At 71.7% G+C, this 22914-nt stretch carries 22 protein-coding genes; 11 read left to right on the forward strand and 11 right to left on the reverse strand.

The window, feature by feature from the left end:
• Nucleotides 1–7 precede the first annotated feature (7 nt).
• Nucleotides 8–1270: a mannosyltransferase family protein gene (locus OEIGOIKO_RS01010; protein WP_125050908.1), complete on the forward strand. Its 1263-nt coding sequence runs from the start codon at nucleotides 8–10 to the stop codon at nucleotides 1268–1270.
• An 88-nt stretch (nucleotides 1271–1358) separates the two neighbouring features.
• On the opposite strand, the gene OEIGOIKO_RS01015 is transcribed toward OEIGOIKO_RS01010, so the two are convergent.
• A complete protein-coding gene (locus OEIGOIKO_RS01015; protein ID WP_125050910.1) occupies nucleotides 1359–2882 on the reverse strand; it encodes a carboxylesterase/lipase family protein in 1524 nt (507 codons plus the stop codon).
• A gap of 61 nt (nucleotides 2883–2943) precedes the next feature.
• A complete protein-coding gene (locus OEIGOIKO_RS01020; protein ID WP_125050912.1) occupies nucleotides 2944–3552 on the reverse strand; it encodes a TetR/AcrR family transcriptional regulator in 609 nt (202 codons plus the stop codon).
• Between the two features lie 192 nt (nucleotides 3553–3744).
• Between OEIGOIKO_RS01020 and OEIGOIKO_RS01025 the strand changes: the two genes are divergently transcribed.
• From OEIGOIKO_RS01025 to OEIGOIKO_RS01040, 4 genes are all read left to right on the forward strand, one after another.
• Nucleotides 3745–5235 carry an MFS transporter gene (locus OEIGOIKO_RS01025; RefSeq protein WP_125050914.1) on the forward strand — a complete coding sequence of 497 codons (1491 nt, stop codon included), beginning with the start codon at nucleotides 3745–3747 and terminating at the stop codon, nucleotides 5233–5235.
• Between the two features lie 122 nt (nucleotides 5236–5357).
• Complete coding sequence (locus tag OEIGOIKO_RS01030; protein WP_125050916.1) at nucleotides 5358–6254, forward strand: SDR family oxidoreductase; 897 nt, start codon at nucleotides 5358–5360, stop codon at nucleotides 6252–6254.
• 122 nt (nucleotides 6255–6376) lie between these two features.
• The gene (locus tag OEIGOIKO_RS01035; protein WP_125050918.1) at nucleotides 6377–7240 is read left to right on the forward strand and encodes an alpha/beta fold hydrolase; all 864 of its coding nucleotides are present in this window, start codon (nucleotides 6377–6379) and stop codon (nucleotides 7238–7240) included.
• Nucleotides 7233–7787, forward strand: coding sequence for a TetR/AcrR family transcriptional regulator (locus OEIGOIKO_RS01040; protein ID WP_125050920.1), 555 nt, complete (start codon nucleotides 7233–7235; stop codon nucleotides 7785–7787). The genes OEIGOIKO_RS01035 and OEIGOIKO_RS01040 overlap by 8 nt, the downstream gene beginning before the upstream one ends.
• Before the next feature lie 34 nt (nucleotides 7788–7821).
• Here the strand turns inward: OEIGOIKO_RS01040 and OEIGOIKO_RS01045 are convergent, their stop codons facing one another.
• Complete coding sequence (locus OEIGOIKO_RS01045; RefSeq protein ID WP_125058369.1) at nucleotides 7822–8691, reverse strand: LysR family transcriptional regulator; 870 nt, start codon at nucleotides 8689–8691, stop codon at nucleotides 7822–7824.
• A gap of 384 nt (nucleotides 8692–9075) precedes the next feature.
• Between OEIGOIKO_RS01045 and OEIGOIKO_RS01050 the strand changes: the two genes are divergently transcribed.
• Nucleotides 9076–9771 (forward strand): SDR family NAD(P)-dependent oxidoreductase, encoded by a 696-nt coding sequence (locus OEIGOIKO_RS01050; protein ID WP_125050922.1) that lies wholly within the window; start codon nucleotides 9076–9078, stop codon nucleotides 9769–9771.
• An 87-nt stretch (nucleotides 9772–9858) separates the two neighbouring features.
• Here OEIGOIKO_RS01050 and OEIGOIKO_RS01055 read toward each other — a convergent pair whose 3' ends face one another.
• The gene (locus OEIGOIKO_RS01055; protein WP_125050924.1) at nucleotides 9859–10206 is read right to left on the reverse strand and encodes a helix-turn-helix transcriptional regulator; all 348 of its coding nucleotides are present in this window, start codon (nucleotides 10204–10206) and stop codon (nucleotides 9859–9861) included.
• Between the two features lie 133 nt (nucleotides 10207–10339).
• Here OEIGOIKO_RS01055 and OEIGOIKO_RS01060 point away from each other — a divergent pair, with 133 nt between their 5' ends.
• Together OEIGOIKO_RS01060 and OEIGOIKO_RS01065 are read left to right on the forward strand one after the other, a co-directional pair.
• Entirely contained in the window at nucleotides 10340–10753 is a 414-nt protein-coding gene (locus OEIGOIKO_RS01060) for an STAS domain-containing protein (RefSeq protein WP_125050926.1), read from the forward strand.
• Between the two features lie 383 nt (nucleotides 10754–11136).
• Nucleotides 11137–11676 (forward strand): STAS domain-containing protein, encoded by a 540-nt coding sequence (locus tag OEIGOIKO_RS01065; RefSeq protein WP_125050928.1) that lies wholly within the window; start codon nucleotides 11137–11139, stop codon nucleotides 11674–11676.
• An 87-nt stretch (nucleotides 11677–11763) separates the two neighbouring features.
• Here OEIGOIKO_RS01065 and OEIGOIKO_RS01070 read toward each other — a convergent pair whose 3' ends face one another.
• Nucleotides 11764–12252 carry a carboxymuconolactone decarboxylase family protein gene (locus OEIGOIKO_RS01070; protein ID WP_125050930.1) on the reverse strand — a complete coding sequence of 163 codons (489 nt, stop codon included), beginning with the start codon at nucleotides 12250–12252 and terminating at the stop codon, nucleotides 11764–11766.
• 181 nt (nucleotides 12253–12433) lie between these two features.
• Between OEIGOIKO_RS01070 and OEIGOIKO_RS01075 the strand changes: the two genes are divergently transcribed.
• On the forward strand, nucleotides 12434–13372 hold the full coding sequence (locus OEIGOIKO_RS01075; RefSeq protein WP_246177935.1) for an RNA polymerase sigma-70 factor: 939 nt from the start codon (nucleotides 12434–12436) through the stop codon (nucleotides 13370–13372).
• Nucleotides 13373–13965: 593 nt separating this feature from the next.
• Nucleotides 13966–15177: an FAD-dependent oxidoreductase gene (locus OEIGOIKO_RS01085; RefSeq protein WP_125050933.1), complete on the forward strand. Its 1212-nt coding sequence runs from the start codon at nucleotides 13966–13968 to the stop codon at nucleotides 15175–15177.
• 81 nt (nucleotides 15178–15258) lie between these two features.
• Here OEIGOIKO_RS01085 and OEIGOIKO_RS01090 read toward each other — a convergent pair whose 3' ends face one another.
• Nucleotides 15259–16026 carry a TioE family transcriptional regulator gene (locus tag OEIGOIKO_RS01090; protein WP_125050935.1) on the reverse strand — a complete coding sequence of 256 codons (768 nt, stop codon included), beginning with the start codon at nucleotides 16024–16026 and terminating at the stop codon, nucleotides 15259–15261.
• Between the two features lie 58 nt (nucleotides 16027–16084).
• On the opposite strand from OEIGOIKO_RS01090, the gene OEIGOIKO_RS01095 reads away from it, so the two are divergent.
• The gene (locus OEIGOIKO_RS01095; RefSeq protein WP_125050937.1) at nucleotides 16085–17290 is read left to right on the forward strand and encodes an erythromycin esterase family protein; all 1206 of its coding nucleotides are present in this window, start codon (nucleotides 16085–16087) and stop codon (nucleotides 17288–17290) included.
• Between the two features lie 125 nt (nucleotides 17291–17415).
• Here the strand turns inward: OEIGOIKO_RS01095 and OEIGOIKO_RS01100 are convergent, their stop codons facing one another.
• The 5 genes from OEIGOIKO_RS01100 to OEIGOIKO_RS01120 form a co-directional block, all read right to left on the reverse strand.
• On the reverse strand, nucleotides 17416–19104 hold the full coding sequence (locus OEIGOIKO_RS01100; protein ID WP_125050939.1) for an MFS transporter: 1689 nt from the start codon (nucleotides 19102–19104) through the stop codon (nucleotides 17416–17418).
• A 331-nt stretch (nucleotides 19105–19435) separates the two neighbouring features.
• On the reverse strand, nucleotides 19436–19909 hold the full coding sequence (locus tag OEIGOIKO_RS01105) for a MarR family winged helix-turn-helix transcriptional regulator (protein ID WP_125049025.1): 474 nt from the start codon (nucleotides 19907–19909) through the stop codon (nucleotides 19436–19438).
• A 137-nt stretch (nucleotides 19910–20046) separates the two neighbouring features.
• Nucleotides 20047–20646: a hypothetical protein gene (locus OEIGOIKO_RS01110; RefSeq protein ID WP_125050941.1), complete on the reverse strand. Its 600-nt coding sequence runs from the start codon at nucleotides 20644–20646 to the stop codon at nucleotides 20047–20049.
• Nucleotides 20647–20852: 206 nt separating this feature from the next.
• The gene (locus OEIGOIKO_RS01115) at nucleotides 20853–21563 is read right to left on the reverse strand and encodes a DJ-1/PfpI family protein (protein WP_125050943.1); all 711 of its coding nucleotides are present in this window, start codon (nucleotides 21561–21563) and stop codon (nucleotides 20853–20855) included.
• Between the two features lie 78 nt (nucleotides 21564–21641).
• Nucleotides 21642–22652: a metallophosphoesterase family protein gene (locus OEIGOIKO_RS01120; protein WP_125050945.1), complete on the reverse strand. Its 1011-nt coding sequence runs from the start codon at nucleotides 22650–22652 to the stop codon at nucleotides 21642–21644.
• Nucleotides 22653–22914 lie beyond the last annotated feature (262 nt).

Genomic DNA, 22914 nt, shown 5'->3' on the forward strand with positions numbered 1-22914 from the left:
AACGTTTATGCCCCCTTCGTCGATCGACGCGCGCGAGCCCTCCCGTCCGCCGGCCACGCCGCCCGGGCGCCTTCCGCGTCCGCCCGGCCCCGCCGTGCGGACCGGCCGTGCGCGCTGGGGCAAGCGCGGTCCCGCGACCTGGCGCCCCAGCGCCGCGGACCGGGACATCCTGTGGCTGTACCTGTCGACGCGCGTGGGGATCTGGCTGACGGCCTACTGCGCCCGGTGGCTGTTCCCCTCCGACCCGGGCACCCACGACCCCGGTCCGCTCCTCGCCCCGTTCCAGCACTGGGACTGGGACCACTTCCTGCACATCGCCCAGCAGGGCTACTTTCCCGGGCAGGCCGGGCCCTGGCAGGCCGACTGGGACAACCGGGAAGCCTTCTTCCCCGGCTTTCCCCTGGTGCTGCGGGCGGTCCACGTCGTCGTGCCGGACTGGGGGCTGGCCGGACTGACGGTCTCCTTCGTCTCCGGCGCCGTCGCCGTCCTGGCGCTGGCCCGCATCACCCGGCACCACCTGTACGACGTGGAGGCGGGCCGGCGCAGCGTCCTGTTCTTCCTGATATCCCCGTGCGCCGTCTTCCTGGCCGTCGGCTACACCGAGGCCCTCTTCCTGGCCCTGGCCCTGCCCGCCTGGCTCGCGGCCCAACGCCACAACTGGCCCCTGGCCATGGCGCTGACCGCCGCGGCCACCGCCGTACGCGTCAGCGGCCTCTTCCTCGCCGCGGCCCTGGCCACCCACTTCCTGCTCACGCTCCGCAGCACCCGCAACCTGCGCCCGCTCCCCTGGCTGGCCCTCCCCGCGCTGCCCCTGTTCCTCTTCAGCTGGTTCCTGCAGTCCCGCACCGGTGACTGGATGGCCTGGAAGCACGCCCAGGAACGCGGCTGGTACCGCGTCTTCCACACGCCCTGGGAAGCCTGGATCAACACCTGGAACAACGCCTTCGACCGCACCCAGAGCACCGGTTACGCCTTCATGTTCCAGGCCGAACTCGTGGTCATGGCCGTCGGCCTGGCCCTGCTCGTCGTCCTGGCGCGCAAGCGCCGCTGGCCCGAGACCGTCTACGTCGCCCTCAGCCTGTGCGCCCTGGGCACCTCGTACTGGTACGTCTCCATCCCCCGCGCCGCCCTCCTGTGGTGGCCCCTGTGGATCGGCCTGGCCGCCTGGAGCCTGCGCAGCCCCCGGTTCAAGACCGCGTACCTCTGCCTGGCGGCCCCCGTGAGCACGGTGTTCGCCCTGACCTTCTGCACCGGACGCTGGACCGGCTGACCGGGCCCGTCCGTCCTGTCCGTACCTCCTCGCCCCCGGCCGTACCGGCCGGGGGCGAGGGCGTGTCACCGCTGACGGACCGGTGCCGTCACCCGCCGCCCGTCGGCTCCAGCGCGGCGAAGTCCCAGTCCGCCCAGATCCGGCGGGAGATCTCCTGCGGGTACGGCACCGTGGCGGATTCCGCGTCGAACACGCGGGTCAGCCGGTCCTCGGGCCGGTACGGGGCCCAACCGGGCGTGCCGGTGCCGGCGAAGGCGGTCCAGGCCGTCATCATCGACTCCGAGACCGCCCTAGCCTCGGCGGAGGGTTCCGTCCCCAGGAGCAGTTCCCCGATCTCTCCGCCGTGGTTGCCGAAGACCAGCGGGACGTCGAGCCCGTGGCAGGCGCCGAGCGCGCCGCCCATGGCCGGGCTCGGCCAGGCCATTTCGTACAGGTACGCGGTGCCGCCGCTGGCGGTGTGGGCCTCGGCCAGGTGGACGCTGGGCATCCGGAACAGCCAGTCGGACAGCACCAGGTCCTGCAGATCGGTGGGGTTCGCGTCCGGGTGGCCGGACCGGTAGGCGCGGGCTCCGGCGGCACCGGGCGCGCACCACTCAAGGAGGGCGGCGGCCTCTTCCTCGGTGACCTTGCCGCGTCGCCCCGAGAGCGCGGTGAATCCTCGGCATTCGTCCCGGGTGTGCCCCACCACCAGTTCGATGCCGGCGCTCCGGCCCGCGCGCAGCGCTTCCCAGGGAGTCCGCGGCAGGATGTCACCGTCGACGACGGGGGCGAACGGCATCCGGGCCCGGGCCGCCCGTCCCCACCGCTTCCCGTGGTCCGCCATGGAGTTCAGTACGGTGTCCGCCGCGTCCCGCAGGGCGTCGGGTGCCACCGGCGCCAGAGCGGCGCGTGTCGGGGCCACACCCAGTTCGGCGGCGACGGCCGTACCGATGTCCGCGGCCAGCGGCAGGCTGTAGAAGGTGCCCGGCACGCTCTGCGCCACGGCACGGTGGAAGAGTCCGGCCGCGCGGGGCATCGCCATCAGCGCGGCCACCGCCCCCGCCCCCGCGGACTCGCCGAAGACGGTCACCCGGTCCGGGTCGCCGCCGAAAGCCGCGATGTTCTCGCGGACCCATTCGAGCGCGGCGATCTGGTCCAGCAGGGCCCGGTTGGGCGGCGCGTCCGCGAACTGTCCGTAGCCTTCCGCGCCCACCCGGTGGTTGAACGTCACCAGGACGGTGTCCCGGCGCGCCAGGGCCGTACCGTCGTAGCCGGGCCCGTCGGCCGACCCAATCATGTACATGCCGCCGTAGATCCAGACCATGACCGCCAGCCCCGCCGCGCCGGGATCGGGGCTGAAGACGTTGACCGTCAGCCAGTCGTCCGCGCCCGCCACGCTCTGCCGCCCGGTGCCGTAACCGACCGCGAGGGACTGCGGCGGCGCCGGCCCGAAGGCGGCGGCGTCCCGTACGCCGTCCCAGGGCGACGCGGGCACCGGCCCGGCCAGGTGCAGGTCGCCGACGGGCGGCCGGGCGTACGGAACACCCAGGAACACCGCCACGCCGTCCCGCCACCGGCCCCGGACGACGCCGGACGCGGTACGGATCTCGGGTGCTCGGTCGGATCGGGTCATACGGCCCCCTTCCCCTGACGCGACGCACGCCACATTACTGAGTTCCGCCCGGCGCCGGGCGTCAACTGTCGGCCGTCAGCCCTCGGTCCCCATTCCGGCGGACCGCGAGGACCCGCGTGAACTCCTCGGCCAGCCGGCGGGTGTCGATGCTCTGCACGCTGCGCCCGGACAGGATGTGGAAGAAGGGCGGGCCGACGAGAAGTGCCGTCGCCTGCTCCACGGAGAGTTGGCTGCCGCTCGCGTCGAGCGCCGGTTCCACGACCTTCGCGGCGCTCTCGCCGAGGATGTCCCCGGAGGAGAGCAGCGCCGCGACGGCCGTGTCGTGCTGGGCTTCTCCGAGGAGCGCCCGGTAGGCGGCTCCGGCGTCGGAGTGCGCGAGGAACTTCACGAGCGCGTCCAGGTAGGCCGTGAAGTCTTGTGCCGGGTCACCGCTCAGGGGGACCGAGAGTTCCTTCCGCGCGTCGATGGCGCTGGCCTCGTAGAGGACTTCCGCCTTGTTCGACCACCACCGGTACACGGTCTGCCGCCCCACGCCCGCGCGTTCCGCGATGCCCTTCATGGTCAACGCCGCGTAGCCGACCTCGACGAGCAGGTCGTCGACCGCGTTCAGGACGGCTGTCCGGGCGCGTTCACTGCGGGGCCGCCCACTGCGGCCGTGTTCCTCCACCATGCCTCCACTATAACGAGTCACTATGCCTCGTATCTGTGTTACGTTTACGAGGCACGGTGACTCGTAAGTGCCGCCGCCCGCGGCTGCCCGGCCCGCCAACCCTGTCCGGTGCGCGGCAGACCGCCCGAAGCCAGCTCCCCGCCCCGGGCTCCGCCCTGCCGCCGAGGAGCATCCGAAAAGGACCTGTGAACCATGACCTCCACGCTGGAACACCCCGTGCGCCAGGCCCGGCAGCCCGGCCTGGTGCTCGCCGGCATGAGTGTGTGCACCGCCCTGGTCGTCGGTTTCGTCGCCGCGATCAACCTGGCCGTACCCGAGCTCGCCGCGAGCTCGCTGCATCCGACGTCGGCCGAGCTGCTGTGGATCGTCGACGCCTACGTCGTCGTCTTCGCCTGCCTGGTCATCCCCGCCGGTGCCGCCGGTGACAAGTTCGGCCGCAAGGGCACGCTCCTGACCGGGCTGGGCGTCTTCGCGGCCGGCGCCGTCCTCTCGTCCGTGGCGCCGAACGTGCCCGTCATGCTGGCCGGACGTGCCGTCACCGGCCTCGGCGCGGCCTGCGTACTGCCCAACTGCGTCGGCATCCTCGTCCACGCCACAGCACCCCGACGGCGCGGCCACGCGCTGGCGGTGTGGGCGGCGGCGACCGGTATCGGCGGTGTCGTCGGCAACGTCGGCGGCGGCACGCTGCTGAGCGTCGCCTCCTGGCGCACGCTGTTCGTCGCGGTGGCGCTGGTCGCGGTCTGCTGCCTGCTGTGGGTGTCGGCCTGCGCACCGGTCAGCACCCGCCACGCCCGCAGCCTCGACCTGCCCGGTGCGGTGCTGTTCGTGGCGGCCGTCGTCGCCCTGCTCACCGGCATCATCGAAGGGCCCGAACAAGGGTGGGGCAGCACGGTCGTCCTCGTCGCGTTCGCCTGCGGCCTCGTCCTCGGCCTCGCCTGGGTCCTGGTGGAACTGCGCACACCCCACCCCATGCTCGACCCCCGCCTGTTCCGCAACCCTCTGCTGAGCAGCGCCGCCATCGGCATGACCGTGCTGTTCTTCGGGAACTTCGGCCTCTTCTACGTCAACGCCTCACTGCTCCAGTACGGCCGCGGCTTCTCCGTCCTGCAGGCAGGCCTCGGCATCGTCCCCCTGACCCTTCCGCTCCTGGCCGGCACCCGCTACGTACCCGGCCTCATCCACCGCGCCGGCCTGCCCGTGACCCTCGCGGCAGCCTTCCTCCTCACCAGCACCGGCCTGTTCGGGCTGTCCTGCGCCACGGCTCTGCCCTACCCCGTCTACGCCGCGGCACTGTTCGTCGTCGGCCTCGGCATCATGCTCGCCGGGCCGTGCCTGACTGCGGAGATCGCCGCGGGACTCCCCGTGGAACAGGCCGGAATCGCCGGCGGACTCCAGTCCGCGACCCGGGAACTGGGCAGCGCGCTGGGAGTCGCCGTCGTCGGCACCGTCCTCACCGCGGCGTTCACCGGTCACCTGCCGGAAAGCCTCAGCCGTCACACACCGGTTCCGCGCACCGTGGCGGAGGCTCTGGCGCTGGAGCCGGCCCAGCACAGCGCCATCACCGAGGCGTTCACCGACGGCGCGGACACCGCCTTGCGCGCGGCCGCCCTGCTGACCCTGCTCGCCGGAGCACTCGTCGTCGCCGGAGCGGCGCGCGCCCACCGAAGCGCCGCGAGCAGGTAGGCGGACAGCCCTGCCCCCCGACAGGCACCCCAACACCCCCTCCTCACAGGGGCATCCCCTACAGACCTCCCATACGGACATCCCGTACGGGCATCTCCTACAGAAAACAGGAGGCCACGCACATGCGTGCTTTCGTGACCGGAGCAACCGGCTGGATCGGCTCCGCCATCGTGGACGAGCTGACCGCCACCGGACACCAGGTTCTCGGGCTCGCCCGCTCGGACCAGGCCGAACAGGCCCTGAAGGCCAAGGGCGTCGACGTCCTCCGCGGCGACCTGGACGACCTGGAGTCCTTGCGCCGCGGTGCCGCAGAGGCCGACGCGGTCATTCACATGGCCAACAAGCACGACTGGGGCAACCCGGCCGAGACCGACCGCTCCGAGCGGGCCTCGGTGCACATACTCGCCGAGACGCTGGTGGGCACCGACCGCCCGTTCATCGTCGCCGCACCCCTCTCCGGTCTCGTCCAGGGCCGGCCGGCCACGGAGACCGACGTCTCCCCCGCCGTCGGCCTGGAGTCGAACCGGGGCGGCAGCGAGAATCTCGCCCTGGACTACGTCCCCCACGGCGTACGCACCGTGATCGCCCGGTTCTCGCCGAGCGTCCACGGCATCGGTGACTGGGGATTCGTCACCTTCCTCGCGGCCGCCGCCCGCAAGCAGGGCGTCTCCGGCTACATCGGTGACGGCTCCACCACCTGGTCGGCGGTGCACCGGGGCGACGCCGCCCGGCTCATCCGTCTCGGCATGGAGAAGGCCCCGGCCGGGTCGCGGCTGCACGCCGTCGCCGAGGAGGCCGTGACCACCAAGGCGATCGCCGAAGCCATCGGCCGGAGCCTCGGCCTCCCGGTCGCCTCGATCGACCCGCAGGACGCCGACGCGCACTTCGGATTCGTCGGCAGCTTCTTCACCAAGACCATGACCGCGTCCAGCGAGCTGACCCGCGCCACGCTCTCCTGGACCCCCACCGGGCCGACCCTGGTCGAGGACATCGAAGCCGGTGCCTACACCACTGCCTGAGACGGCGCCCTCAGGCCGGCCCGGCCGTGCGGGAATCGTCCCGCCCGACCGGGCCGGCCCCGGCCGTGCGACCTCGGCCGTAGGTACTGACACCACTGGTTAATAGTGTTAGCTTTCTGGCTATGAGCATTAACCGAGCAGCGCCCGCGACGGAATTCCTGCCGGTCGGCGGCCGGCACCTGGCGTACGACGTGACCGGCAAGGGACCGCTGATCGTCCTCGCGCACGGCATGGGCGAGAACAGGACGGCCTACCGCGAGGTGGCCGCCCGGCTCTCGGCGGCCGGCTTCCGCGTCGCGCGGACGGACCTGCGGGGTCACGGGGAGTCCAGCACCGGCTGGGCCTCGTACACCCGTACCGACGTGGCCGGTGACCTCCTCGCCCTGATCAGGCACCTGGGCGGCCCCGCCGTCATCGTCGGCCACTCCTTCAGCGGAGGTGCCGCCACCATCGCCGCGGCCGAGGCGCCGGACCTGGTCCGGGCCCTCGTCGAGATCAGCCCGTTCACCCGCGCGCAGCAGGTCGACCTGGGCGATCTGCTGACCCACGCCCGCTACCGCACGGGCGCCACCCTGCTCATGGGCGCCGCCCTGCTGCGCAGCGTCCCGTTGTGGCTGCGCTATCTCGACCACGCCTGCCCGGGTGCCCGGCCCGCCGGTTTCGGCGACCACCTCGCCGCTGTCGAGGCGGACTTGCGCCGTCCGGGCCGGATGGCCGTCGTCGGCAAGCTGGGCCGGTCCGCACCGACCGATGCCGGTGCCCGGCTCGCCGATGTCCGCTGCCCGGTGCTCGTCCTCATGGGCACGCTCGATCCCGACTGGCCCGATCCCGAAGCCGAGGGCAAAGGCATCGTGGCGGAACTGCCCGCCGGGCTCGGCCGGCTCGAACTGATCGAGGGAGCGGGACACTACGCACACGTCCAGTTCCCCGCCGAAGTCGCCACCGCCGTACTGAAGTTCCTCAAGAAGGGCGGCGCGCGTGGCTAGAGCGGCGCTGTCCACGAGCGCGGTGGTCGGCCTCGCGATAGAGGTGCTGGACGAGGGCGGCCCCGAGGCCCTGACCCTGTCGGCGGTGTCCGGCCGGGCGGGCGTCACCACGCCGTCCCTGTACAAGCACGTGCACTCCCTCGCCGAACTGCGGGCCCTGGTGTCGGCCCGCGTCATGAACGACATCGCGGACCGGGCCGGGCACGCCGTGCTCGGCCGCTCCGCCGACGAGGCGATCCGCGCGTTCATGACGGCGTGGCGGCACTACGCGCGACAACACCCGCACCGCTATTCGGCCGTGCTCCAGAGCCCCGATCCGCGGACAGCCGAGGCCGGGACGCGTCTGGTCGACATCATCACCGCCACCCTGCGCGCCTACGGCCTGGAGGACTCCGCCGCGATCCATGCCGCGCGATGCCTGCGCGCGGCCGTCCACGGCTTCGCGGTCCTGGAAGCTCAGGACGCCTTCGGCCTGCCCGAGAATCTGGACGACAGCTACGAGCTGCTGATCCGCATGACGATCGCCGGCCTGCGGGCGCCGCACTGAGCGACGGGCCGCCGGCCTCTGCGTCGGCGGGGCGTCATCCCCCGGCCCCGGCCGTCGATGCCCCGGCCGCCGCCCGCCCGGTGTCCGTATCACCGGAGCGCCCGCGCAGGGTGGCGGTGGCGATGTCCAGGAAGTCCCGTACGAGGTCCGTGCAGCCGCTCTCCGGTACGGCCAGGCAGGTCTCGACCGGCGAGGAGTCGGTGACGTGCAGATAGACCAGGTCGGAGCGGGAGTACGAGCCCGCGACGCTGAGCGGGACGAGCGCGATGCCCTGCCCGGAGGCGATGAGTTCGAACTTCTCCTCCAGTGAGGACGTCCGCCGCGTCCGGACGTCGAGGATCGGCTCACCGGCGAGATCGGCCGACGTGAGGGTGCGGCGGCCCGCCAGCGGATGGGTCACGGGCAGGCATGCGACCTTGGTCTCCTGGCCGATGGGGACGGTACGCAGCCCCGTGTCGTCGAAGGGGCGCCGGAGGTGTCCGACGTGCGCCCGGCCGTCGCGGAGCGGCGCGTCCTGCTCCCACCAGCGCAGCGGGAAGACATCGATCTCGACCTCCGGGTGGCGCGCGGTGAACGTCCGGATCGCCTCCGACACGTGCAGACCGGGCGAGAAGGCGACGATCAGCCGCTGTTCGCCCCGCGCGGCCGCGTGCACGCGCCGCAGCGCCGTGTGCACCGCCGTGGTGATGGTGCGCGCCTCGTCGTACAGCTGCCGTCCCGCCGAGGTCAGTTCGACACTGCGGGTGGTCCGCGTGAGCAGCCGGCAGCCCAGTTCCTGCTCGAACGCGCGGATCTGCCGGCTGAGGACCGGCTGCGCGATGAACAGTGCCTGGGCCGCCCTGCCGAAGTGCCGGTGCTCGGCCACCGCGACGAAGTAGCGGAGCTTGCGCAGATCCAGGTCCAGATCCATGCCGTAACGGTATCAATGTGGCCGCAAGAGTATTGGACGCCCCAACGAACCGCTCGGAGAATGGGGTCATGATCGTCGACACCGTCGCGGTGGACGGCGCCGGCAGCCAGGCCACAGGCATCCCGCTGGAGACCGCCACCGCCGATCGCCGCCGGCGCACCGGGACTTCGCGGCGCCCGGCCTGAAAACCGCCCGCTCCGCGTCCGTACGGAGCGGGCACGGCCGCTGCCACCTGCCCGCTGCCGCAGTCGCCTTCCGCTGCGAGCGCCCGGCGGCGAACGACCGCCGGTCGGCGACGGCCGCGTACGACGATCCCTCACTACGACGTGCACCACTCCGCCTCAGCGCACCGATCCGCTGACCCACGACAGGATTCACATGACCGACACCCGCAAGACCGCTCTCATCGTCGGGGCCTCCCGGACGCTGGGCCTCGGGCTCGCCGCCGAGTTCCTCCGCCGTGACTGGAACGTCATCGGTACGGTGCGCGGCACCGGACGCACCGGCCTGCACGAACTGGCCGAGACGTCCGAGGGGCGGCTGACCGTCGAGTCGCTGGAGATGACCGACCCTGACCAGATAACGGCACTGCGCGACCGGCTGGCGGGGCGCCCTCTCGACCTGCTCTTCGTCAACGCCGCCATCACCCGCGGCGACCTCCCGATCGGCGAGGTGCCGACGGAGATGTTCACCGAGGTCATGGCCACCAACGCGCTGGGCCCGATGCGGGTCGTGGAGTTCCTGCGCCCGCTGGTCGCGCCGGACGGGACCATCGGCGTCATGTCCTCCGACCAGGGGAGCATCACGCTGAACACCGGCGGCGGCCAGGACCTGTACCGGGCGAGCAAGTCCGCGCTGAACCAGCTGATGCGCTGCTACGCCGCCCGCTACGCCGGGGACCCGCGCACCCTGCTCCTGATGGACCCGGGCTGGGTGCGTACCGAACTCGGCGGCATGGAGGCCGAACTCAGCGTGGAGGAGAGTGTTCCCGGGGTGGCGGAGACGATCGAGAACCACCGGGGGAAGCCCGGCCTCCACTTCGTCGACCACCAAGGGCAGACCGTGCTCTGGTAGCGCCGCACCGGCCGCCGTCGAGCGGCCGGTGCGTGGCACCGGCCCCTGCCCGCTCCCCCGCCCCCGCCGGCCCGTGTGTGCCCGAAGTCAGGGCGCGCCGGGCCGGCGGCGTTCGTCGGGCGGCGTCGCGCGGTCCGCTTCGTCCTGGACGAGCAGGGAGAGCAGCGAAGCCACCGTCAGACCGGCCTCGGCCGGGTGGCGCAGGATCTTGCCGGGTTCGATCCGGTACGTGTTGGAGCGCCCTTCCCGGATGTGCGAGAGGTAACCGTCGCCCTCCAGGTCGGCGATGATCTTCTGGACGGCGCGTTCGGTCAGCCGGCAGCGGGCCGCGATGTCGCGGATGCGGGCGTGGTGATCGTCGGCGATGGCGGCCAGCACCCGGGCATGGTTGGTCACGAACGTCCACCCACTGTACGGCTCCGGCACGTCATTCATGCACTGATTCTACCGACGGAAGATTCACGCACCCAGATGCACGTACCATTCTTCATGTATCGGTTGACGTGTATGGCCGGAGGGGCGACTCTGGAATGCGGAGGCAGGTGAGCCGACAAGGAAGAGGAAGGCCATGCCGGAGCCTGCGCGCTGCGCATCCCCCTTCACCCAGCAGGACACCGAACGCGCCCTCGCCCGTAGCATCGCGCCACCAGTGGTCCCCGAACCGTGTCTCCTGGCCCTGGAGGTCACCGCGGACGGCGACCGCACACGCGTCGCGATCCGGGGAGGCCTCGACCTGGACACCGGCCGGCACATCGAACCCGGCCTGCACGCGGCCCTCGGGCACTCCGTCCACGGCCTCGACCTGCACCTCGACGCCGTGCACTTCTGCGACTGCGCGGGCCTAAGCACACTGCTGCGCCTGCGCAGCCGGGCACAGCACCTGAACAAGACAGTCACCATCCGCACCAGCAACCGCGCCATGAACCAGCTCCTGGAACTGACCGGCACGCGCGCCCTGTTCGTCGTCCCCGAGAAACACTGAGGGACGCCACGGACGAGGTGGCGCCCCGGAACGACATCAGCTCGCTCCCGGGCCGCCCGCTTCCGCACGGAGCCGGATCGCGTGGTCACCCATCGGGCAGACGGCGGCCGGCCGGCCCGGCCGACGAGTTCACGTACACGCGGCGGGGCCTCCTCTGAGTGCGGCGGGCCGACGGCCGCGGACCGTCCGGACAGCCGTCGGCCGCACTGGAGTCCGGCCCCGCCGCTCCTCCCGGGGCCCTTTGGACAGCTCAGCTTCCACACTGCGGCCACGGCCGCTACCGTGGCCTCAATGCTCCGGAGGGCGCAGGGTGTGCCGGGAAGTCTGGTCGGCGTTCGAAGGGCCATGTCCTGGGCCCGCCCGACGGCCTCCTGGAGGGACCGATGCGCAGCGGCCCGCCCCTCATGGCCTCTCTCCTCCGGCTCCCGCTGATCGAGCCACCCGATCTCCGGCTGACCGTCAGCACCCGCCGCGAGGCCGGCGGCGCCACGGAACTGGGGGTCGTCGGCGAGCTCGACGTGCGTACGGTGCGCCTGCTGTGCGACGCCACCGTCGCCCACCTGAAGTCCGGCCACCGTCGGCTGCGGCTCGACCTGTCCGGCATCACCTGGTGCGACAACGCCAGCCTCTACACGCTCCTGGGCATACGCGGTGCCGTGCACGCCGCACAGGGGAGCCTGGAACTGGCGGTGGCCAGCGAAACGGTTGAGCGGGCTCTGGTCCGTACCGGTGTGGGCCCCCGGCTGGCTCCCTGCCCCGGCGCGTCGCCGTGCTCCCGCATGGCGGCGCACCACCCCGCGGGGAAGCAGCTCCCGCGTCCCGCCGAGCCCCGCCCGCACCGGACGTTCTGGCGGGGCTCGTGCGGTGACCTGCTGTGCTGGGAGCCGAAGGGGCCCGGTCCTGGGGCCCCTTCGACGGCCTGACCCAAGGCTCCGGTCCCGCCGAGGGGCCCGGGCGAGCACGAGCACGGCCCGGGCGGCCCCTGGCCCCCCTCGTCGATCTCCCGTCGATCAGTTGACCGCGGCAGCGAACATGCCCGGCTCGTACGTACCTCCCTGCTGGTGGGTGATGATGGCGAGCCGGTTGGCCGCGTTGATCAGGGCGACCACGGCGATCAGCGCGGCGGTCTGGTCGTCGTCGTAGTGCTTGCGCACCTCGGCCCAGGTCTCGTCGGAGACGCCCTGGTGGGCGTCGGCGAGCCGGGTGCCTTCCTCGGTGAACGCCAGCGCCGCCCGCTCGGCCTCGGTGAACACGGTGGACTCGCGCCAGGCGACGACCAGGTTGAGCCGGACCGCGGTCTCACCGGAAGCCGCGGCGTCCTTGGTGTGCATGTCGATGCACCAGCCGCAGCCGTTGATCTGGCTGGCGCGCAGTGCCATCAGTTCCTGCGTCGCCTTGGGCAGCGACGACTGCTGGACGAGCAGGCCGGCGTTGGCGAACCGCTTGGCGAACTTGGCACCGAACTCGTTCTCGAACAGGTTGAACCGGGTTCCGTTCATGATGTCGTCCTCACTCGTGGTGTGCAGGGAACGACCACAAGACGCCGGTGCCCCGCTCCCTGTGACAGCGCGGCCGTGTGACGTACGACACCGCCCATGGATGTCACAACGCGGTGGTGTCCGACGTCTTGTGCGCGTACCACGGTCGGAAGCGAAAAGGCAGGAGCAACCCGTGAACCCGGTGAACAGTGAGTGCAGTGAGCGCGCGGAGGACGCGGCGGAGCGGCACGCCGACGGCGGAGGCACGGACCTCGCCACCGAGGTGTTCGTCACCCATCGCAACCTGCTGTTCACCGTCGCCTACGAGTTGCTCGGCTCGGCCGCCGACGCGGAGGACGTCCTGCAGGAGACCTGGCTGCGATGGGTGGGCGTCGATCTCGCCACGGTACGGGAGCACCGCGCGTACCTGGTCCGGATCACCACGCGCCAGGCGCTGGGCCGGCTGCGAACGCTCGGCCGCCGCAAGGAGTCCTACGTCGGCTCCTGGCTGCCCGAACCGCTGCTCACCACGCCCGACGTGGCCGAGGACGTCGAACTGGCCGACAGCGTCTCGACGGCGATGCTGCTGGTGCTGGAGACGCTCACGCCGACCGAGCGGGCGGTGTTCGTGCTGCGTGAGGTGTTCGACCTGGGGTACGACGAGATCGCCGCATCCGTCGACAAGAGTCCGGACGCGGTCCGCCAGATCGCGCACCGGGCCCGGGCCCACGTCGCGGCGCGCCGGCCGCGCGGGACCGTTTCCCCGGCCGAGACCCGCGACGCGCTCGACGCCTTCCGGCGGGCGGTCGAAACGGGTGATCTGCAGACCCTGGTCGACATCCTCGCGCCGGACGTCGTCCTCCTGGGCGACGGCGGCGGGGTCAAGCAGGCCGTCCTGCGGCCGGTCGTCGGGGTCGACAAGGTGTCCCGCCTGCTGGTCGGCGGCCTGCGCAAGACGGGGCCGATCTCGCTGCGGCCGGCCCAGATCAATGCCGGTCCGGCGCTGCTCATCCACCTGGACGGCGAGTTGGACACCGTCGTGACGGCGCACGTCGAGAACGGGCTCATCACCGGGCTCTACGCCGTACGCAACCCCGAGAAGCTGTCGCACATGGAGCGGGAGACCGCCCTGCGTCGCTGAGGCGGAACCAGCCTGTTCCACACCGACTGGGGCAGGGCAAACCGGTGGTGTTCGTGGCCGGGGCCTGGCTCAGCAGCGCCATGGGGAGTTCCAGATGCTTCCGCTGTCCGGACGGGGACTGCGCTGCGTCGCCTTCGACAAGCGGGGCCACGGCCGTTCGGACCGGTCGGCGTGCCGGGAGTGGGCTTGGCGGCCGGTTCCACGGCCTTGAGGTTCTTGCGTTCGTAGGCGCTTGCCGTGCAGGGCTCCACCCTGCCGTCGGGCATGCGGAAGTGGTCCGAGGAACAGAGCTTCGACGTCGACCGTGCCCGAGGACAGGCACCGGGGCAGGTCCGCCGCGGCGCGCAGACCCAGTCCGCAGGTCATCGACACCCCGGCCTTCAGGACGCCGTCGGTCGCGAAGCTGGACGCGTTTCTGTCCACCGGGGCCACTTGCCGTTGCGGCCGGACTTGTACTCGAAGTCGATGAACTCGCTCACGGACGGTGCCTCGCGTTCCGACTCCCGGCCGACTCCGGGTCGGGGCCACGCCGCACCCGGACTGGACGCAGACTTGACACGTCATGGGACACGCACGGAAGAGCGGAGTGGTTCGTGGAACGCATACTGGTCGTCGGTGGCGGGATCGCCGGCACGGCAACCGCGCTGGCGCTGCACAAGGCGGGCTTCGATGTCGTCGTGCACGAGGCGCATCCCGACACGGCCGAGGACATCGGTGCCTTTCTGACCCTGGCCAGCAACGGTATGCGCGCGTTGGCACAGCTCGGCGCTTCGGACGCGGTCACCTCGATCGGCTTTCCGCTGCGTTCCCTGCGCCTCCTCGACGACCGGGGCAGCGAGGTGGCGCACGCGCCGATGGGAGAGGCCGACGACGCTCTGCTGCGCTACCGGTGCCTGCGGCGCGGCGCGTTGAACGCCGCCCTGCAGGCCGAGGCCGTCCGCCGGGGCATCGGGATCGTGCACGGAGCGCGGCTGGTGTCCTTCGAGAACGGGCCGCACCAGGTGTCCGCGCGGTTCGCGGACGGCAGCGTCGCCACCGGTGCCCTGCTCATCGGCGCGGACGGGGTGAATTCGACCCTTCGACGGTCGATCGCCCCCGGCGTGGAACCCGTCTCCGCGGGGCAGCGCGTCTTCTACGGCTACACCCGCGGCGCTTCGGTGGCGGAAGAGACCGGTCACATCACCATGGTGCGGGGCAGCAACGCGTCCTTCGGTTACGCGGTCTCGCCGGACCGGGAGACGTACTGGTTCGCCCGGGTCGCCACCGAAGCCCTTCCCACCGAGGAGCCCGCAGCCTCCGGCCCCTCCCGCCGACGAGAGCAACTGGTCGCCCTGCTGCGCGCGGACGCCACGCCCGCCGCTGACATCGTCGCCGCCGCCACGGACGGCATCATGGCCACGAACGCCACCGAGATCCCGCCCGGCACTCCCTGGCACTCCGGACGGACGCTGATCATCGGTGATGCCGCGCACGCGGCGTCGCCGGCGACGGGCCAAGGCGCGTCCATGGCCTTGGAGGACGCCGTCATCCTGGCCAAGTCCCTGCGGGACGCACCCGACGCGGAGCGCGCGTTCGCCCTGTACGAGGCGTGCCGCCGCCCCCGCGTCGAGCACAACATCACCGTCAGCGGGCAGATTTCGCGCGGCACGCGCACGCCCCCGCGTACCGGCTCGGCACCGTCACCGCGGCGCACTGGCGACGATGCCTTGATCGCCCAACTTGACTGGGACTCCGACCTGCGCGCGGTCTCCGGCGAAGGCGGCTCCGGGGCGACGGCGGCGGACCGGTCCGCACCGCGGCCGTAGCGGACAGCGGCCCGAGCCGTCCGGGGCCGCGTGGTCCGAGCTGTCCGGGCAGTTCGCGGTCCGTCGGCCCGGCCCGGCCGTTCATCCGCGTTCGCGCAGGTACGCCGCCAACTCCGCGGCCCCGGTCAGCATCGCGCGGGCCCGGACGGACAGGCGCCCCTGCCAGGCACGCAGGGCGCCTTCCAGCGGCTCCAGCCCGCCTGCCGCCCGTACCTGGTCGATCAGCGGGGCGATCTGTTCCAGCAGGTAGCCCCCGCGCCTGAGCTGGTGGACCAGGCGGGCGTCCCGTACGTCGGACGCGTCGTAGACGCGGTAGCCGGTCAGCTGGTCGCGGCGCGGGCGTACCAGACCGGCGTTCTCCCACTTGCGGAGCGTCGCGGGCCGGATGCCCAGCTTCGCCGCCAACGGCCCGATGAAGGTACTGCCGGTCTCCGACGCCGCCTCGGGTGCGGACACCGTGCCCGCCTCGGCTGCCGCTGCGGCCCCGGATACCGGGGTCTGCGTCAGGTCGCGGATGGCGCTCTCGACGGCCTGGAGGGTGCGCCGGTCTTCGAGGAGCTGGGCGTGGCTCTCGTCGATGAGACGGAACGCCTCGTCGGCTTCGCCCTGGTTCACCGCCCGCAGGATCGACGCCGCCACCTGGTGGCCGTGGCCGGGCATCAGGGCGAGGAAGGCGCGGAGGGCCAGCGCGTGCAGGGGTGTGTAGGTGCGGTAGCCGTGCGGTGTGCGGTCCGCGGCCGGGAGGATGCCGTCCTCCTCGTAATTCCTGACGGCCTGTGTGGACAGGCCGTGCCCGCGGGCCAGGTCGATCGGCCTGAGCCGTCCCTCGTTTTGAAGGTTCTTACCCATTTTCCCGCCGTGAGAGAGCAAAAGTTTCAACCGAAGGTTCAACGATACCGTTGAAGGCATGGCAACCGACATCAAGGACACCGTCCATGCCGTCGAAGCCGCCGCCGTTCTGCGGCTGCTCCCGGCCCGGCCGCGGCTGCTCGCCCTGGGCGAGCCCACCCACGGGGAGGACACACTGCTCGACCTGCGCAACGACCTCTTCCAGCAGCTCGTCGAAGAGGAGGGGTACCGCACCGTCGCGATCGAGAGCGACTGCCTGGCGGGGCTGATCGTGGACGATTACGTCACCGCGGGCACCGGCACGCTCGACGACGTCATGGCGCGCGGCTTCAGCCACGGATTCGGCGCGTCCGCGGCCAACCGTGAACTCGTACGGTGGACACGGGCGTACAACGACGGCCGGCCGGCGTCCGAGCAGCTGCGCTTCGCCGGTTTCGACGGCCCGCTGGAGATCACCAACGCCGCGAGCCCACGGCAGGTCCTCACCGCCCTCCACGGCTACCTCGCCACCTGGGTGGCCCCGGACCTGCTCCCCTGCACCGCGGACACCCTCGACCGCCTGGTCGGCGCCGACGACCGGTGGACCGGTCCCGCCGCGATGACGGACCCGTCGCAGTCCGTGGGCCGGTCGGCCGAGGCCAGGGAACTGCGGCTGCTCGCCGACGATCTGGAGACACTGCTGCACGCCCACACGCCACACCTGATCGCGGCCACCTCGCGGGACGCCTGGGACCGGGCGTGCCTGTACGGGCGCACCGCCACCGGACTGCTCCGCTACCACTACTGGATGGCCGACACGTCACCGGGCCGCATGACGCACCTGTTGGGCATACGGGACCAGATGATGGCCGACAACCTCCTCGCCCTCGTCGACCGGGGCCCGACCCTGGTCCACGCCCAGAACGCCCATCTCCAGCGGCGCAAGAGCGCGATGCGCATGTGGGACCACCCCCTGCTGGAGTGGTGGGGCGCCGGTGCGATCGTGAACGCCCGCCTGGGCGAGGAGTACGCCGTCCTGGCCACGGCTCTCGGCACGATGTGGCACCGTGGGGTGGGCGCCCCGCCGGCGGACACCGTCGAAGGGCTGCTGTACGCGCTCCCGGAGGACCGCTTCGTCGTCGACGCTCCCCGGCTGGCCACCGCCCTCGGTGACACGCCGCCGGCGGCCCGCGTCTCCCCCTGGTTCGGCTACGCCCCGCTCGATCCGGCCCACCTGACGGACATCGACGGACTCGTGTTCATCAAGGACGTCCCACAGGCATGACTCGTGTTCGTCAAGGACGTCCCCCAGACACAAGGGGTCCGCCCCCCGCCCCGTCAGCGTCACAACGGCCCGGCCGGGGCGCCTGCCTTGCACAGGCATGCCCCGGCCGGGCCGGTCCGCCGTTCTCAGTGCCCGGCGGGGACCTGCGGATCGCGTCGGACGCCGGCCGCGGCGAGCACCGCGCCGATCACGCACAGCACTCCGGTGACGAGGGCCGCGGTGTGCACACCGTTGATGAATGCCTGGCCACTCCCCTCGACGACCGCGGACTTCAGCTGCTGCGGCATACCGTCGCCGACCGGCGACACGCCCATCGCGACCGCGTCCTTGGCCTCGTGCATCCGTGCGGCGGCGGAAGCGGGAACACCGGCCGAGGTCAGCTCGCCCGTCAGGGTGGCGCCGACCCTGACGCTGATCAGGGACATCAGTACGGAGGTGCCCAGCGCGCCGCCGACCTGGAGCGCGGTGGCCTGCAGTCCCCCGGCCACCCCCGCGTCACTGACCGGCGCGTTGCCGACGATCGCGTCGGAGGAGGCGGCCATCACCGTGCCCACGCCGAGACCGAGCGCGATGAACGGCGGCCACATGGCGGCGTACGAGGAGTGCACTCCCCAGCCGAGGATGGCGAAGGAGGCGCCCGCTTGCAGCACCATGCCCAGCGGCATGGTCAGCCGGGCACCGAACCGCTCGGTGAGCTTCGCCCCCAGCGGCGAGGCGACCACGGAGGCCAGGCTCAGCGGCAGGGTGCGGACACCGGCTTCGACGGGCGTGAAGCCGCGTACGTTCTGCAGGTAGAGCATGACGAAGAAAATCACGCCGAGCAGGACGAAGAAGTTGACGGCGCTGATGACCGTACCGATGGTCAGCGCCGGGCTGCGGAACAGCCGCATCGGCAGGATGGGGTGCCCGCGCCGTTCCTCGGCCGGGCCGGTCCGGGAAGCGCCGGTCCGGGAGTCCGGGGAAACCGGGGAGGCCGAGGCGGCCGGGGCCGGGCGCCCGAGGCGCGTCTCGTACCAGCCGAACCCCAGCAGGACGACGACGCCCGCCGCCAGCACTCCGAGGGTCGAGCCGGCGCCCCACCCCCACGACTCCCCCTTGACGACGCCGAAGACGACGAGGAGCAGACCGAGCGCGAGAAGGACCACGCCCGGTATGTCGAAGCGCTGCCGGCCGGCCGCGCTCTTGCTCTGCGGCAGCACGAGCACGCTGAACACCAGGGCCACGACGCCGATGGGGGCATTGATGTAGAAGACGGACTCCCAGTCGACGTGCTCGACGAGCAGACCGCCGACGATCGGGCCGAGCGCCGTGGACACGGACGAGACCATCGCCCAGATGCCCACCGCCATACCGAACTTCTTCGGCGGGAAGGCCGCGCGCAGCAGGCCCAGCGTGTTGGGCATCAGCAGCGCGCCGAAGAAGCCCTGCACCGCGCGGAAGGCGATGACGCCCTCGATCGAGCCGGCCAGGCCGATGGCGACGGACGCCAGGGCGAAACCGGCGACACCGATCAGATAGTAGGTCCGCCGGCCGAACCGGTCACCGAGCTTGCCGCCGAGGATCAGCGTCGCGGCCAGGGCCAGCAGGTAGGAGTTGGTGACCCATTGCAGGTCGGCGGTGGAGGCGTGCAGGTCCCGGCCGATCTCCGGATTCGCGATCGAGACGACCGAACCGTCCAGGCCGACCATGAACAGGCCGAAGGCGACCGCGACGAGCGTCAGCCAGGGATGCCCGCGGCGGCCCCGGGCCGGTTCCGGCGGGGTGGGTGGTGTGTGGGTGGGCAGGGGTGAGTGGCCCATGACGGAGGAGGACATGGAGGTGCCTTGCTTCTGTGAAGGGAGAATTACGGAGAGGTGGAGATGTGGGGATGTGGAGATACGGAATGCAGGCGCGTGCCGGCGACGGGTGCGGACTGCCGACGGCACATGGGACACGGCACGGCCGGAGTCACGGCAGGACCGGCAGCACGGCATCGCCGCCGACCGCCGACGGGCTGTCAGCCAGGATTGCCGACCCGGATTTGCCGACCCGGATTTGCCCGGATTGCCGACCCGGATCGCCCCGGGTTGCCGACCCGGATCACCCCGGATTGTCAGTCCGGACGATCGGTCGGCCGGGCGGTCACTCAGTCAATCAATCAGTCAGTCAGTCCGCGGCAGGATGAATCCCCTGCGCCAGTCCCTGGAGGGCGCCGAGAGCGGACCCGATGGCGTCGAGGTCCCCGTCGGTGAGGGCGTGCAGCGCCTCGACGAGGTAGCCGTCCACCAGTTGGTCGACCTCGGCGACCTGGCGCCGGGCCTTTGCCGTCAGGTGCAGGTGCGCGACCCGTTTGTCGGCCGCGTCCTGCCTGCGCTCCAGGAGCCCCTGGGCGGCCAGCTGGGTGACCAGGGCGCTCACGTTGTTGGGCTTGACGAGCAGCGCGTCGGCCGCCGCGCGCACGGTGACACCGTCGTGTTCGGCGACGTGCCGCAGCAGCGCGATCTGACTCTCGGGAAGCCTGGGGAACGGGAGGTCCTGGACGATCCGCCGGTCGAGAGCCCGGTGCAGTGCGGGCAGGACGGCCGCGAGCCCGGAGGCGATGCGGTGGGTGTCCTGGCCGGACGCACGGGAGGCGGTCATACGGACCACTTTAGGTATGAGTTCATACCTAAGTCAAGCCGCACTCCCGCGACGGACCGAACGCTCCGGACGGAACGCCGGACACCCCGCACCCCGAGCCCCCGAGACCCGAGGTCCGCACCCCGAGGTCCGCGGAATCAGACGTACGGACTCCACCGGCCGAAGCGGGCCAGCAGGCTCGCGGCCTGGCGGGTGCTCAGCCCGAGAGCCGTGGCCACCTCCTCCGGGGACATCGCGCCGCGGGCCTTGCGGGCCGCCCAGTACCCCAGGTTGGCCGCGGAGATCTCCATCCGACGGGCGATCTTGACGGCCCCCACCGGGGACTCCTCGGTGTACCGCTCGACCTCCGCCTCCAGCGTCTCCAGCAGCTCGGCGATCCGCTCGGGCACCGGGACGGTCGACTCGCCCACCTCCATGATGTGCCGGTCCCAGTCCGTCATGCACCGGTCCGCGTCCGCGGCGGCGGCCGTGTGGAACGGCTGGTCGCCGACCTTGTCCCAGTCGAGGACATGGCTGGCCCCCACCCAGCCGCAGGCACATGTGGCGCGGAACGCGGACGCGCGCGGCGTCCTCGCGCTCCGGCCGTCGTAGATGCTCCAGTGACTGGAGCTCGGTACGTACCCTCCGGAACCCGCGTCGAAGTACACGGGCTCGGCGGTACTGCCGTCGTCCAGGAGTACCTTGACCGTCCCCTCGTGTGACGCTCCGTACTCGTCGGCCGTCCAGCTCTCTTCCACCGCGCGCTCCTCACCCTCGTCCGCCCCGGCCCGCCCTGCCGCACGGCCGGGGCGGTGGTACGACCTTGCCGTACCGGGCGCTCCGGGGGCAGCGAAACGGGCGGACTGCACTCTCCGGCGCGGAGTCGAAGAGTGCGACGGCATCGCACCACCCCTTCGGCCGCCCACTCCCCCGCCTCGCCCCGCCCTGCCGGCTACACCGCCACCTACGCTGTTTCCGCGTGGACGCCGAGCCGCCGGGCCGCCCGCTCCGCGACCTGCGCGAAGACGGCGCCCATGTCGGCGCTCCTGGCGAGGAGCTGCTCGGTGAGTTCGGGACCGGCCAGCTCCGGGGTACCCACGCCGAACAGGGGCCGGGGCGCGTACTCCATCATGAGTTCCGATTTCCGTGCGACGTCGTCACCGAAGAATGCCTGGAGGAGCCGCAGCCCGATCTCGAAGCTTCCGGTCGCCGGGCCGGCGGTGATCCGGTTGCGGTCCTCCACGACGTTGCCGCGCGCCGGTACGGCACCGTAGTGCGTGAGATGGTCGTGCAGCTGGAAGTTGGTCGTCGCGCGGTACCCGAGCAGCAGGCCCGCCGCGCCCAGCAGCAGCGACCCGGCGCACACTCCGGCCACCCAGGTGGCCCGGCTGCCCCGGTCGGCGAGGAAGGCGAGCACTTCCTCGTCCTCGAAGATCTCCGGCGGCACGGCACCGGCGTACAGGACGTCGAGGTCCGCGGGGCAGTCCGCGAAGGTGGTTGTCGCGCGGGTGGGGAAGTGCGGCATGCCGGCGAGCTCGTCCAGGTTCTTCCAGACGAGGTGCAGGTTCACGTCCGGCAGCAGGCCGAAGGCGGTGTGGAAGCCGATGATGTCGACCGGCATGTAGCCGGGGCACACCAGGATGGCGATCTCAAGAGCACGACGTTCGGATGTCATGGCCGACCCTCCTCGAAGAACTTGCAGCCAGGCTAACAGCTTGGCTGCAAGTTGGGAACGGCCGAGCGCGGCACCCGTTCAACGCGCCAGCGGCACCGTGATCTCCTTCAGCCAGGCCCGGCGGGCGAAGTCGCGGGCCTTGATGACGACCGTGTCGCGGCGCACCTCGACCTGGAGACCCTGGTTGAAGGTCCCGCCGACGGAGACTTCGCCGCCCTTGCCGTCGTCCCGGTAACCGGTCTGGACGGCGCCGGTGTTGACCACCGTGAACCCGCTCAGGTTCGCGGTGCCGGGGACCACCCGGCGCACCACCCAGTCGGACAGCTCCAGGTCCCAGTGGGTGTGGCCGCTGAAGAGGAAGACGTCCGGGTGGCGGCCGAGCAGGCCCAGGAGGCGGTCGGCCTGGAGGTAGTCGCTCGCGTAGAGCTTGTTGCGGGTGCCGGAGACCGTGTCGGGCAGGGGGTGGTGGGTGATCACCATGACCGGCTTGCGGCGGCGCGACCAGTGCCACAGGCGGTCCTCCAGCCAGGTGAACTGGGCCTCACTGATCCAGACCTCGTCCCAGAGCTTCGGGTCGTGGTAGTGCGCGTACCGCTCGGTGCCGAGGGTCAGTACGGGGATGCCGCCGAAGGAGGTTTCCGCGTGGACCGTGCCGCGCCGGGCGAAGCGGTGGAAGCTGCGGAAGAGGGAGTCCTCGGTGGTGTTGTTGGGCCAGGTGTCCTGGGACAGGGTGCCGGGGTCGCGCCACTTCGGTACGTAGAATTCGTGGTTGCCGATCGCCCAGGCCACCTCGTGGGGGTGCGAGTGGCGCGCCAGTTCGGCGCTGACCTGCGCGTACTCGGCGTCGTAACCGCGCGGTGTGATGTCGCCCGCGACGGCGAGACCGGCGCTGTGCGGGTTGACGGCCGCCATGTCTTCCAGGGCCCGGCCGAAATCGCGCAGGTCCCCCTGGATGTCGCTGATGACGTTGAACCGTACGGCGGCGCCCCGGCCGGGACCTCTGGGCGGAGTGGCGGATGCCTGCGGAACACTGGCGGCGGCCGCCAGGGCGGTGCCACCGCCCGCGGCGAGAAGGGCTCTGCGGTCCATGTGCGGCTCCGAATGCGCGAGTTGTACGGGGTGCCCCCTGTCGTTTGTGAAGATCACGGCGTGGGGTGCACTCCGGCCTACGGGCATCGGGCCTACAGGTGTGCGGGGCATGAACTTGTGCTGCCTGTCCTGACTGGCGCCTGCCCTGGCTGGTGCCTGCCCTGACTGTCGCCTGTCCAGACTGGCCCCTGCCCAGGCTGGCCCCCGTCCCAACTTGCGCCCGCCCTTCAGAAGCGCTGTTGCCTCTGCTGCCTCCGCCTCC

The sequence above is a fragment of the Streptomyces paromomycinus genome, assembly GCF_003865155.1.
In the GTDB taxonomy this organism is placed as follows: domain Bacteria; phylum Actinomycetota; class Actinomycetes; order Streptomycetales; family Streptomycetaceae; genus Streptomyces; species Streptomyces chrestomyceticus.

Coding starts and splice junctions, on each gene's coding strand:
- OEIGOIKO_RS01035 (WP_125050918.1), top strand. CDS start 6,377: ATGAGCATTAACCGAGCAGCGCCCGCGACGGAATTCCTGCCGGTCGGC.
- OEIGOIKO_RS01020 (WP_125050912.1), bottom strand. CDS start 3,552: ATGGTGGAGGAACACGGCCGCAGTGGGCGGCCCCGCAGTGAACGCGCC.
- OEIGOIKO_RS01105 (WP_125049025.1), bottom strand. CDS start 19,909: ATGACCGCCTCCCGTGCGTCCGGCCAGGACACCCACCGCATCGCCTCC.
- OEIGOIKO_RS01055 (WP_125050924.1), bottom strand. CDS start 10,206: ATGAATGACGTGCCGGAGCCGTACAGTGGGTGGACGTTCGTGACCAAC.
- OEIGOIKO_RS01120 (WP_125050945.1), bottom strand. CDS start 22,652: ATGGACCGCAGAGCCCTTCTCGCCGCGGGCGGTGGCACCGCCCTGGCG.
- OEIGOIKO_RS01090 (WP_125050935.1), bottom strand. CDS start 16,026: ATGGGTAAGAACCTTCAAAACGAGGGACGGCTCAGGCCGATCGACCTG.
- OEIGOIKO_RS01100 (WP_125050939.1), bottom strand. CDS start 19,104: ATGTCCTCCTCCGTCATGGGCCACTCACCCCTGCCCACCCACACACCA.
- OEIGOIKO_RS01115 (WP_125050943.1), bottom strand. CDS start 21,563: ATGACATCCGAACGTCGTGCTCTTGAGATCGCCATCCTGGTGTGCCCC.
- OEIGOIKO_RS01015 (WP_125050910.1), bottom strand. CDS start 2,882: ATGACCCGATCCGACCGAGCACCCGAGATCCGTACCGCGTCCGGCGTC.
- OEIGOIKO_RS01070 (WP_125050930.1), bottom strand. CDS start 12,252: ATGAACGGAACCCGGTTCAACCTGTTCGAGAACGAGTTCGGTGCCAAG.
- OEIGOIKO_RS01050 (WP_125050922.1), top strand. CDS start 9,076: ATGACCGACACCCGCAAGACCGCTCTCATCGTCGGGGCCTCCCGGACG.
- OEIGOIKO_RS01060 (WP_125050926.1), top strand. CDS start 10,340: ATGCCGGAGCCTGCGCGCTGCGCATCCCCCTTCACCCAGCAGGACACC.
- OEIGOIKO_RS01010 (WP_125050908.1), top strand. CDS start 8: ATGCCCCCTTCGTCGATCGACGCGCGCGAGCCCTCCCGTCCGCCGGCC.
- OEIGOIKO_RS01095 (WP_125050937.1), top strand. CDS start 16,085: ATGGCAACCGACATCAAGGACACCGTCCATGCCGTCGAAGCCGCCGCC.
- OEIGOIKO_RS01025 (WP_125050914.1), top strand. CDS start 3,745: ATGACCTCCACGCTGGAACACCCCGTGCGCCAGGCCCGGCAGCCCGGC.
- OEIGOIKO_RS01030 (WP_125050916.1), top strand. CDS start 5,358: ATGCGTGCTTTCGTGACCGGAGCAACCGGCTGGATCGGCTCCGCCATC.
- OEIGOIKO_RS01065 (WP_125050928.1), top strand. CDS start 11,137: ATGCGCAGCGGCCCGCCCCTCATGGCCTCTCTCCTCCGGCTCCCGCTG.